The 11536-nt window shown below is 53.8% G+C and carries 11 protein-coding genes; 6 read left to right on the forward strand and 5 right to left on the reverse strand.

The annotated features are described in order from the left end of the window. Positions 1-939, reverse strand: a complete 939-nt coding sequence (locus K5Y32_RS15965; RefSeq protein WP_222185062.1) for a glycosyltransferase family 2 protein — start codon at positions 937-939, stop codon at positions 1-3. 231 nt (positions 940-1170) lie between these two features. On the opposite strand from K5Y32_RS15965, the gene K5Y32_RS15970 reads away from it, so the two are divergent. After that, positions 1171-2622, forward strand: a complete 1452-nt coding sequence (locus K5Y32_RS15970; RefSeq protein WP_222185063.1) for a methyl-accepting chemotaxis protein — start codon at positions 1171-1173, stop codon at positions 2620-2622. A 45-nt stretch (positions 2623-2667) separates the two neighbouring features. Here K5Y32_RS15970 and K5Y32_RS15975 read toward each other — a convergent pair whose 3' ends face one another. The 4 genes from K5Y32_RS15975 to K5Y32_RS15990 all read right to left on the reverse strand — a co-directional run bounded on the left by K5Y32_RS15975 (position 2668) and on the right by K5Y32_RS15990 (position 5983). After that, positions 2668-2958 carry a DUF1330 domain-containing protein gene (locus K5Y32_RS15975; protein ID WP_110868107.1) on the reverse strand — a complete coding sequence of 97 codons (291 nt, stop codon included), beginning with the start codon at positions 2956-2958 and terminating at the stop codon, positions 2668-2670. Then, on the reverse strand, positions 2958-3839 hold the full coding sequence (yghU, locus tag K5Y32_RS15980) for a glutathione-dependent disulfide-bond oxidoreductase (RefSeq protein WP_222185065.1): 882 nt from the start codon (positions 3837-3839) through the stop codon (positions 2958-2960). Before yghU ends, K5Y32_RS15975 begins: the two co-directional genes overlap by 1 nt. A 101-nt stretch (positions 3840-3940) precedes the next feature. Then, positions 3941-4960 carry a LacI family DNA-binding transcriptional regulator gene (locus K5Y32_RS15985; protein WP_222185067.1) on the reverse strand — a complete coding sequence of 340 codons (1020 nt, stop codon included), beginning with the start codon at positions 4958-4960 and terminating at the stop codon, positions 3941-3943. A 141-nt stretch (positions 4961-5101) separates the two neighbouring features. Next, positions 5102-5983, reverse strand: coding sequence for a sugar phosphate isomerase/epimerase family protein (locus tag K5Y32_RS15990; RefSeq protein WP_222185069.1), 882 nt, complete (start codon positions 5981-5983; stop codon positions 5102-5104). Positions 5984-6301: 318 nt separating this feature from the next. On the opposite strand from K5Y32_RS15990, the gene K5Y32_RS15995 reads away from it, so the two are divergent. The 5 genes from K5Y32_RS15995 (at position 6302) to K5Y32_RS16015 (ending at position 11535) form a co-directional block, all read left to right on the forward strand. Next, a complete protein-coding gene (locus K5Y32_RS15995) occupies positions 6302-7330 on the forward strand; it encodes a LacI family DNA-binding transcriptional regulator (RefSeq protein WP_222185071.1) in 1029 nt (342 codons plus the stop codon). Between the two features lie 147 nt (positions 7331-7477). Beyond that, positions 7478-8401 carry a TIM barrel protein gene (locus K5Y32_RS16000; RefSeq protein ID WP_222185073.1) on the forward strand — a complete coding sequence of 308 codons (924 nt, stop codon included), beginning with the start codon at positions 7478-7480 and terminating at the stop codon, positions 8399-8401. A 10-nt stretch (positions 8402-8411) separates the two neighbouring features. Then, a complete protein-coding gene (locus K5Y32_RS16005) occupies positions 8412-9581 on the forward strand; it encodes a Gfo/Idh/MocA family protein (protein WP_222185075.1) in 1170 nt (389 codons plus the stop codon). Positions 9582-10270: 689 nt separating this feature from the next. Beyond that, a complete protein-coding gene (locus tag K5Y32_RS16010; RefSeq protein WP_222185076.1) occupies positions 10271-10795 on the forward strand; it encodes a fimbrial protein in 525 nt (174 codons plus the stop codon). Between the two features lie 53 nt (positions 10796-10848). Next, positions 10849-11535 carry a molecular chaperone gene (locus K5Y32_RS16015; RefSeq protein ID WP_222185078.1) on the forward strand — a complete coding sequence of 229 codons (687 nt, stop codon included), beginning with the start codon at positions 10849-10851 and terminating at the stop codon, positions 11533-11535. Position 11536: the final 1 nt, after the last annotated feature.

Consider the following 11536-nt stretch of genomic DNA (forward strand, 5'->3'; position numbering starts at 1 on the left):
TTAATTTTCACTAAAAAGCCCCGTGAGTTTCATTCTTAGATATTTTTTCTTCAAACTAAATCGGACTTTGCTATCCATCAGGAATGAAACCAAAGGCACGTTTTTTATCGCCTGCTTCACCACCTGTTTCTCATGTTCATCGTTAATCAGTGGATAAAACTTATGCGCCAGATTGATCCAATGACAAGCAAGCAGGTTGCGGTAGGTTTCGCCGAGCACCACATCCATCTGTTGCGTGGTTTTAATCAGCATCGATATTTTTTCGGCATCCAGCGAGCTGGAGAGGCTTTGCCCTCTTTTGAAATAGAGATACGGGCTTTGCTTAGCAAAAGAGATTTTCTCACTGGCTTTCAGTATCGAGGGGAATAAATACGCATCCTCGTAGCAGCTGAAGTCAGGGAAATGGTTATCTACCAGCAGCGTTCGTTTAATAAACTGGCCAATAAAATGCGCCTGAATATCGCGATGGATAAGAAACTTTTCAATCACCTGATGCTGCGACAAGGCGGTAACCTGCAAACCTTTCCACTGTTGTGGCTGCGCCTTACCTTCATACACCTCATTCAGCGGCGCCAGCAGAATATCGGGTTGCTGTGCCTGTAAAAAAAGCACGATGTCAGCAAAAGAGTTCGGGAGAAGCTGATCGTCACCATCCAGCATCGTGACGAAGTGGCCGCTACATTTGCTGACGCCAAAATTTCTCACTTTGCCGATGTTGCGGAACATCACGTCAAAGATTTTCACATGGCTGAATGAGGCGGCAAAGGTATGCAGCAACTCGCCGGTATTGTCCGTGGATGCGTCATTCACCAAAATAATCTCGACAGCATCCTCAACGCCCGTGCAGGCCTTTTTGAGGCTGGTTAATGTCTCGACAATATACTTTTCGCAATTGTGAGCCGTGAGAAGGACGCTGAGTGTGCAGGGGGAATCCATCATTAGCCTCTATCCGTTAACAGCCTGTGTGGCGAACAAGTCTATCGTTTTCTGTGCTGAAGGGAATGAAATTGTGTTGCACGACCTCGGTGATCCTCCTCACAACTCCACGCATCATTAATTACCGTAACTAAACTTTCTCGCCGCTGCGCCGATATTTTTCACCACTGAGTCCGTGCGCTTCGCCCCACGATTTTGGGGCTCTACGATCAACTTCTGGTGTGGAAAAATGTCATGATCGCAACGCCCTTGTCAGGCCCGGCGGCTTCGCCGGTGGAGATGGTTTCGCTCAAACGTATCGCACAGCGCGCGGATAGCCTGGCGGTGATCCTCAGTTGGGCGCTGTTGCCGATTGCACTTGGCGTTGGCTGGTTTAATGACAGCGTGCTGGTGGCGCTAATTGCGGGTTTGGTATTGGCGCTGCTGGCGACGTTTTTCGGCACCGCGCTGCGCGGTACGCTCACGTCGCGGCTGGTCTTACCCGCGCTGTTAATCGGCTGGGCCGGTTTGCTGATTCAGGTTGGCGGTGGCGCAACCGAGTACCACTTCTCAGTGTTTGTGTTGATGTCGGCGCTGCTGGCGTGGCGAGATGTGCGCCCGTTAGTGATGGGCGCTGCGGCGGCAGCCACGCATCATGTGTTATTCAATTATCTGCAGGAAAATGATCTGTTTGGCGTGGTGGTGTTTCATCATCCCGGCTGGGACATGGTGTTTTTCCATGCGCTGTTTGTGGTGGTGCAAACGGCGATGCTGCTGATAATCGCGCGCCAGATGGCTGCGGATGCACGTTCCGCCAGCGAAGTGGCGCAACTGGCGGCACACATTAATCAGCAAGCCGGTTATCTCACGCTGCGTGCCGATACTCAGCGGAGTGAAACGCCGTTCGCGCGCACCTTCAGTACTACGCTTGGGACCCTACACGGCACTTTGCATCAGGTCAGCGACGGCGTCGGTCAACTGCTGGCGGAATCCGACAGCATTCTGGAGCGCAACGCCGCGCTCTCGACGCGTACCGACGAGCAGGCGCAAGCGCTGGAAGTGGCGGCCAGCGCTATGAGCGAAATCAGTATCGCTGCCAGCTTAACCCGGGACAAAGCGCAAAGCGCGTGCGAGCTGGCGAGTGAAACCCGCGCGGTGGCGACGCGTGGTGAAGAGAATATCCAGTCGGCGATTCGCTCGATGGAGAAAATCAGCGAAGAGTCGAGAAGGGTGAAGATCATCCTGGAGCTGATCGACGGCATTGCGTTTCAGACCAACATTCTGTCGCTGAACGCCTCTGTGGAAGCGGCGCGTGCTGGTAATCAGGGACGCGGTTTTGCCGTGGTCGCCAGCGAAGTGCGTAATCTGGCGATGCGCAGCGAAAGTGCGGCACGCGAAATCCGTCAACTGATGGATGCCAGTTCCACCAGCACCGAACACGGCACCGTGCAGGTGGAGCATGCGGCGCAAACCATGCGCGAGATTCACAGCAGTATTAGCGGGTTATCGCAGCTGGTGACGGAACTGTCGGCGATGAGTGAGCAGCAGAATTTGAGCATTGAGCAGATTCAGCAGAGCATCAATAGCATTGATCACAGCGTGCATCATAACGTGCAGCACGTGGCCGAAACGCTGCAAGTGGCGCAGCAGCAACAGCAGCAGGCCAATGCGCTGAAGCAGGCGATTTCGTTGTTTAAGTTGGGGTAAGTGCGGCCATTAAGAAGGTCGCCATGAATGGCGACCCTACGTCAATTACTCTACGCCGTTCACCAGCAGCACGCGGTATTTCGCGCCTTTCAGGCGATGCGCTTTGGCTTCCTGATACGCCGGGCTGAAATACCAGCCTTTCGCCGCCTCAGCATCCGGGAATTCGAGCACCACCACGCCTTCTGCTTCCGGGCCTTCCAGCGTTTCCAGGGCGCCATAAAACGCCAACGGGGTGATGGGATGGTCGCCGCGCGCCTGTCCGGCTTTCTCGGCATACGTCGCCATCTCGTCCTGGTCTAAGGTTTCGTCCTTAATAAACACCACATATGCAGCCATTATTTCTCTCCTCGCGCCTGGCGTTTGTCTTCAGTGTTGTTATCGAAATCGGCGGCATCATGGCGCTCCAGCAGCTGATCCTGCGGCTCGGCACCAAAAGCGCGATTCACTTTACGCCCGCGAATCACCGCCGGACGCTCGGCAATCTCTTTTGCCCAGCGCACCACATTTTTGTACGACTGCGCATCAAGGAATTCGCTGCCGCCATATTGGTTGTTCAGCACCAGATTGCCGTACCACGGCCAGGTGGCGATATCGGCGATGGTGTATTCGTCACCGGCGAGGAAGCGATGGTCGGCCAGTTGACGATCCAGCACGTCCAGCTGACGTTTAGCTTCCAGCGTGAAGCGGTTGATGGCGTATTCGATTTTTTCTGGCGCGTAGTGATAGAAGTGGCCAAAGCCGCCGCCGAGGTACGGCGCAGAACCTTGCAGCCAGAACAACCAGTTCAGGGTTTCGGTGCGGCCTGCCAGCGAGGTCGGCAGGAAGTGACCGAACTTCTCGGCCAGATAGAGCAGGATATTGCCGGATTCAAACACGCGCTGCGGTGGCGTGACGGAATGGTCGCTCAGCGCCGGGATTTTCGAGTTCGGGTTTACATCGACAAAACCGTTGGAGAACTGATCGCCATCGCCGATACGGATCAGCCAGGCATCGTATTCGGCGTCTTTGGCGCCGACCGCCAGCAACTCTTCCAGCAGGATGGTAATTTTCTGGCCGTTTGGCGTGCCGAGCGAGTAAAGCTGCAGCGGATGTTTGCCGACCGGCAGAGTTTTCTCATGCGTCGGCCCGGCGGTTGGACGGTTGGTTTTCGCGCCGTTACCTTTGGCTTCCGGGTCCCAGGTCCAGACTTTCGCGGGCTGATACTGATGTTCCGACATAGTGGTTTCGCCTTGTTGTGGTTGTATTTTTGCTGCTACTGAGTGTAGCAGCGCGTGATACAGGCGATTTAACCGCGCTGGCGGTGCGACGCAAAGTCCGATTATGTAAAGTTCTCTTGCGTAAACAGCATAAAGTCCACTCTACCAGGCTGATAGGTGTCGAGAATGTCGCCCTCTTCCAGATGCCGCAGCATCAGCGTTAAGGCGAGCTGAGCATGGCGCAGAGTGTTTTGATCGAGGGTGAGGTTCAGCACGCGATCCTGCAACAGTCGGCGTGTAGTGCTGTACAACTCGTGCGTGACGTACAGCACTTTACCGTCGAGACGATGACGCGCCAGCGCTTCGTGCACCTGTGTGTTGCCAATGCCGGTGTTATACAGCCCGACAATCGGCGGCGAGGCGGCCAGCGTTTTTTCTAACAGGCGGCTAATGCGTTCGCGCTCATCCTGACCGGCAAGAATCTCGCGCAGGCGCAGCTGCGGAAAGCGTTCGGCCAGCACCGCCTGAAAGCCCTCAATGCGCAGGCGGTGGGCAGCGTAATCCGCGCGTCCGCTCATCAACACCACTTCACCCGGCTGCGGCAGCATGCTGCCGAGCATCAAACCGGCGGTGCGCCCGGCTTTGTATTGATCGATACCGACGTGGCACAGCCGCGCGGCATCGGGCAGATCGGCGACCAGCGTGATCACCGGCACGCCGCGCGCTTTACAGGCGGCGAGCGCATCGTAGATCAGCGGGTTTTGATGGGCGAAGACGATCAGCGCATCCATCTTTTTACTGCTGGCGGTGATGTGTGCGGCGAGTTTTTCCGGTGCATTTTCCGGGATCAGCGTGCGATGCAGACGCAGGCGGCGATAACCGAGCTGGTCGGCGAGTTTGGCAAAGTCTTGCGCTAATTGCTGAAAGAAGAAGGAGGCGTTGCCGCTGAGCAGCACTTCGATCTGCCACGCATGGCGATGCTCCTCGGGCAGAATGCGTTTTAAACCGGCGTCACGCGCTGCCTGCAGGATTTTTTTGCTCATGGCGGGCGATACGCCACCGCGATCGTTGAGTACCCGGTCAACCGTGGCGACACCGACGCCCAGTTGTTTCGCCAGCTCGGCCAGCGTCACTGCTTTCATGTTGCGTGCATTCCAATAGAGCGGGCCCTCATCCTAACCTTCTCCCGCCAGCGGGAGAAGGGACCGATCGAGCAAGCCGCACCATCCCGTTCCCTCTCCCGGTGGGAGAGGGTTAGGGTGAGGGCATCAGCGCGCACTCAACTATCCCAACAGCTCACGCTCAATCAGCTCGCGGGTTTCCACCGCCTGATACTTCATCTTCTCCGGATAACCGAACAGCGCCGCCGAGATAATCGACTCGCCGCCAACCTTAAAGGTGCGGTTGGCAAAATTCATCTCGCGCAGTGCTTCAAACAGCGCATCGAAATTCACTTCGCCTTCACCGACCGCCACGTGCTGGTGGATGGTGGCATCCACGCCTGGCGGGTTGACGATATAACGGCAGTGTTTGGTGTGGTTCATGGTATCGGCGATCAGCATATGTGAAAGATCATCGCCGGCGTAATGCAGCATGTTCTCCACATCGCCCACACCTTTGTCGTAATAGAAGGTGTGCGGTGCGCTGTAGATGTACTTCACGTTTTCGCTGCGGAATGACTTCACAATGTCTGCAGTTTCGTTGCTCTGCTCGCAGAAATCCCACGGATGCGCCTGAATCTCGACGCGGATGCCTTCACGTTCGATGATCGGCAGCAGCTCTTCCATCGAACGATAGAACATCTCTTCACAAATTTCTGGCTCGTTGGGATTGCCCGACAGCTCGGTGTTGATCACCTGCACACCCATTTCGACGGCAATCTCGATCATGCGTTTCCAGTTCTTCACCGCCGCCTGACGACGCAGTTCATCCGGGCCAGACCAGCGATATACGGTAATGAACGAGGAGATCTCCAGCCCGGTGGCATTCAGCGCGTTTTTGTATTCGCGCATGATTTCACGGCTGGCTTTCGGATGTTTATAAAACGGGTTGATCTGCGGGTGCGGCGACTGCTCGATGTACTTGTAGCCCCATTCCGCCACCTGATGCACCATGCGCGTGATGCCGAGATCCCTGATTACATCCACATCAAAAGCGATTTTCATTGTTTTCTCCTGAGCGTTAAGCGGTGCAGACTTTGATGATGACCATACTGATCTTTTTACGCGCTTCATCACGTATTCTGATGTGAAACCATCAGCCAGACCGCTTTGAATACGCACATGAATATCAAACATTTATTCTGAATGGTATTAAGATGAAATGATTTATTTCATTTTTGCGAGAGCGATCAAAATAATGAGAGATTCTCTATCACTCGAAGCCAATTACTGATGATTTCTGTGCGGGATGATTGGTGATTTACCGCAGGTTAAGGCATTATTTTTGATAATTTATTATCATTTCATTCAGGGAAGTAGCGCATGAGTAAAATCACCATGACCGCGATTGCCGCCGCCGCCGGTGTTGGCGTGGCGACCGTCGATCGCGTGTTAAACCGTCGTGCACCGGTGCGCGCCGCAACGGAGCAAAAGGTGCTGGAAGCTGCTAATCGCCTCGGTTATCGCATCGGCAATGTGCCGCTGCTGAGCGGCACCGTGCCAGCCGCCAGCGTGACGCTGCGCATGGGCTTTATCCTGCTGTCAAAATCCTACTCGTTCTATCATTCCCTCACTGATGCGCTACGCCAGCATACGCAGCCTTTTCATCCGGCAGGCAGCGAACCGCTTTTTACCTGGCACGACATTGATGATGTGGAAGCGGTGGTGGCCTCGCTGTATGCGCTGGCCGGGCAGGTGGATGCGATTGGCTTAGTTGCGCTGGACCACCCGCTGATTCGTCACGCGATAGAAAACATATCGCGTCATGGCGTGCGGGTTTATGCGCTGTTTTCCAACTTTTCGCCGTGCGGTCACGCCGGTTATGTCGGTTTGGATAACCAGAAAGCCGGACGCACCGCCGCGTGGATTGCCACGCACCTGTTGCATCAGCCGGGTTCGGTCGGCGTGCTGGTGGGCGACCATCGCTTTATCTGTCAGGAGAGCAATGAGATCAGTTTCCGCTCCTATCTGCGTGAACAGGACAGCGCGCGACGCGTGCTGGAGCCGCTGAAGACCAACGAATCGATTGATGGCGGCTACCGTTCCACGCGTCAGTTACTGGAAGAACATGCCGATTTGGCGCTGATCTTCGCGCCTTGCGGCGGCATTGAGGGTGTGATTCATGCGTTGCGCCAGCAGCCGCAGCGTAAGGTGGCGTTGATATGTCATGGTCCGGTGAAAGAGGGCGAGCTGGCGCTGATTGATGGCACCATTACGGTGATGATCCGCAACCGCATCGACGAAATGGCCATGCGTCTGGCGCAGATGGTGCAGCAGCATCATGCGCAGCCGGGCGATCATTTCTCCCAGATCATCCTGCCGTTTGATATCGTCACGCGTGAAAACCTGTAGGCCGCGTCGTTGCTGTATTTGATATATTTTCTATCATTTTAATGATGCGAAATACTATGATCGCTATCAAAAAATGAATGTTTCATGGTTGTTGGTTATGAAATATTTATTTGATACTTGCGGCATCCACTACCGCAAGGAACGATCATGACTATCCATATTGCTAACGCGCCCTGTAGCTGGGGCGTTGATGACCCGAAAAATCCCTTCCTGCCGCCGTGGCAGAAAGTCCTGAGTGAAGCGTCGCAGGCCGGTTATAAAAGCATTGAGCTGGGCCCATGGAGCTATCTGCCGGTTGAGCCTGCCGAACTGCGTCAGCAGCTTGAAGCGCACGATTTGTCGCTGGTGGCGGGCACCATTTTTGATGATTTGGTGAGTGAAGCTAATTTCCCGGCGATGGTTGAGCTGACGCACAACATCTGTCGCAACCTGTCTCTGGTACCGACCGCGACCAAAACCCATGCGGACAACAAACCCGCACCTTATCTGGTGATTATCGACTTCGGTAATCCAGAACGCGCCAAATACGCCGGTCAATCCGCCAAGGCGCCGCGCCTGTCAGCTGAAGCGTGGCAGCGCATGATGCAGCACATCACCACGCTGAGCCAGATTGCCTGGAACGAATACGGCGTGCGTGCGGTGATCCATCCGCATGCCGGCGGCTGCATTGAGTTTGCCGACGAGTTGCAACAGCTGGTGGAAGACATTCCGCATGAAGTCGCTGGTTTGTGCCTCGACACCGGCCATCTGTACTACTCCGGCATGGATCCAATTCCTTACCTCAGCCGCTACTGGGATCGCATCGATTATCTGCACTTCAAAGACGTTAACGATGCGGTATGGCGCGACGTGATTGCGCGCGGCGTCGATTTCTTTGCCGCCTGCGCAGAAGGCGTGATGTGCCCGATTGGCAAAGGGGCAATTGATTATTCAGCGGTGCGCGCCTTCCTGGCGGAGCGCAATTATCAGGGCTGGATCACCGTCGAGCAGGAGCGCGATCCGCGCGATGCCGACACCAGCCTGCGTGACGTCACCGCCAGCCTGCACTATTTGCAATCGGTCGGATTCTGAGGAGAACAGTATGATCAACGGTATTAAAGCTCTCGATCGCTCGCTGCGCTGGGGCATGGTCGGCGGCGGCGGCACCAGCCAGATTGGTTACATTCACCGTTCGGCGGCCACGCGTGATAACAACTTCACGCTGCTGGCGGGCGCATTCGATATCAACGCCGAACGCGGCCGCGCTTTTGGCACGTCGCTGGGTATCGATGCCGATCGCTGCTACGCAGATTACGAAACGATGTTTGCGGCAGAAGCGGCGCGCGCTGACGGCATCGAAGCGGTGTCGATCGCCACGCCAAATAACACGCACTTCACCATCTGCCGCGCCGCGCTCAATGCGGGTTTGCATGTGGTGTGCGAGAAGCCGCTGTGCTTTACCGCGGCAGAAGCCGATGAGCTGGAACAGCTGTGTGCGGAGAAGAAAAAAATCATCGGCGTGACCTACGGCTACGCCGGGCATCAGCTGATTCATCAAGCGCGCGAGATGATCGCCGCAGGTTTGCTGGGTGAGATCCGCATCATCAACATGCAGTTCGCGCACGGCTTCCATAACGAAGCGGTTGAATTGCAGAACGAAAGCACCAAGTGGCGCGTCGATCCGCGCTTCGTCGGGCCGAGCTATGTGCTGGGCGATTTGGCGACACATCCGCTGTTCATTGCCGAAACCATGGTGCCGCATCTGCAGGTCAAGCGCCTGCTGTGCAGCCGCCAGAGCTTTGTCAAAACCCGTGCGCCGCTGGAGGATAACGCCTTCGTGATGATGGAGTACGACAACGGTGCGGTAGGCACCATGTGGGCATCGGCGGTGAACTGCGGTTCGATGCACGGCCAGAAGGTGCGGGTGATCGGCGAGAAAGCCAGTCTGGAGTGGTGGGATGAGCAGCCAAATCAGCTGCGCTATGAAGTGCAGGGCGAGCCGGTGAAGATTCTCGAGCGCGGCATGGGGTATCTGCATCAGAGTGCGCTGGCGGACGATCGTATTGGCGGCGGGCATCCGGAAGGATTGTTTGAAGCCTGGTCCAATCTTTATCGCCGTTTTGCGCTGGCAATGGATGCCACCGATCGTGACGATCAGGCGTTCCTCAAGGACTTCTGGTATCCGGACGCGCATGCCGGTTTGATGGGCGTGCGTTGGGTAGAGCAGTGCGTGAAGTCTGCAGATGCTGGAGCCACATGGATAGCGTATTGAATGGGCCTTGCTATTGTGCGGAGCAAGAAAGCGTTATTTACTCAATCTTCCCCCTGTCACTTTACGCCCCTCTCGACTGCAGATTTCACTACCACTTTAAAAGAGAGTTCACTCGAGTTTATGAGTGATTTTTAACCCCTTTTCGCGCTCTTTATTTAGAGCGCGAATTTATCCCACCAAACTAAATAATCACTAAACGTTCAATTAACGCAGCGTAATATAACAGTTTTATTTCTGAAACAGTTAAGTGTTCGTTATAAGAACTGTACAAATAAAAACCAAATTTATTTTGATAACGTAAAATCCAATTACTCTTTTTAGCTTTATCGCTTGTAAATACAGACAGGTCCTGATGATGCCGGACCTTGTCTTGATCGAACAAAATACTGTCTTATGTGATTTTTTAGATCTTTAGATCGACAAATAGCAAATGTTAAGTTTTTTATTCTAATAAATAACCTTAAAAAAGATCAAAGATCTGTGAATTGTCGGTTGTGTTAAATTTTTTAGGGTTATATTTCAAATTAAGCACGAATAATCAAAAAAACTTTCATTAGGTTAAAAATTGTCATTTACTTAAAACGGTCGAGGGGAGGCTGTATCACTTCGGCTAATGTTTTTTCTGCTGTGAATATGAATTTTCATGGCACTAGCAGAAACATTTTTATGACGATTTTTGAGGCTTAATCATGAAAAGTAAGTTCGCGGTACTGGTTGCAATTACGGCGTCTCTTGGATTTATTGGTACAACAACTGCTGCTGATGGCACGATTAACTTCACGGGTACAATTACCGATAATGCTTGCACGGTAGATGCCGGATCTTCTAACCAAACAGTGAATCTGGGAACCGTTTCAAGTAAAACCTTCACCGGCGCAGGCGTCACCGCCGCGCCGACTCGCTTCAACATTAATCTGACCAGTTGTCCTGCTGCAGTCACGTCGGCAAACGTGCGTTTCGATGGCGTTACGTCTGCGGCAAATAACCAAATCCTCGCTCTGAACTCAGGGCAAACCGCTACCAATGTGGGTGTCGCGCTCTATGAGCAAGACAGTTCTACTCTCATCCCTATCGCCAGCAAATCGGCCGATCGTCCAATCACGGCAACCGGCCCTAATGTACTGACTTACATAGCGAAATATTACGCTACAGCCACGCCAGTGACTGCGGGTACAGCAAACTCCACGGCGACCTTCACCATTGCTTACAACTAAGTAGTCTCAGAGCCGCGCTTTGCGGCTCTTTCTTTCGTCACGGAGAGAGATGAATGTCTAAGAAAGCTCTTTGGCCTCTGGCCTTGGCACTTTTGTGCCTGTCACCCATGGCTCTGGCGGGGGTGCAAATTGGCGGTACACGCCTGGTGTATGACGGCAAAAACAAGCTGGCCACAATCAGTGTGACGAATCCAGACGATCGTCCCTATTTGATTCAATCCTGGGTTAGCAATCAGGAAGAGAGTGATAACGCTGATGACACCTTTATCACCACGCCCCCTCTATTTCGCCTTGAGCCTAACAGCCAGAATTCTGTGCGCGTCGTCTACAGCGGTAATTCATTGGCCACCGATCAGGAATCAGTTTACTGGTTGAATATCAAGATCATTCCTACCGCCAATCGCCAAGCCAGTAATGATCTGGTCATCACCATAAAAAATAAGATGAAGCTATTTTACCGGCCCGCAGAGTTAACCGGCGACCCGGCACTGGCATTTACCCAACTCAAATTCCGCCAGCGTGATGGCAAGCTTGCGGTGTTCAATCCTACACCGTACAGCGTTTCGCTCTACGACCTAACCGTAAACGGTTCCAACATGACCAAACCGCCAATGGTACTTCCTTCGCAAGAAGTAGTACTGGGCCAGAAGGTGCAAGTGGGCAGCCAGGTTACCTGGCGTGCGATTAACGATTTTGGCGGCATTACCGCAGAACAAAAATTAAAAGTGGTCACCGATTGAA

The organism is Pantoea sp. DY-15 (assembly GCF_019795935.1).
Classification (GTDB): Bacteria; Pseudomonadota; Gammaproteobacteria; order Enterobacterales; family Enterobacteriaceae; genus Pantoea; species Pantoea leporis.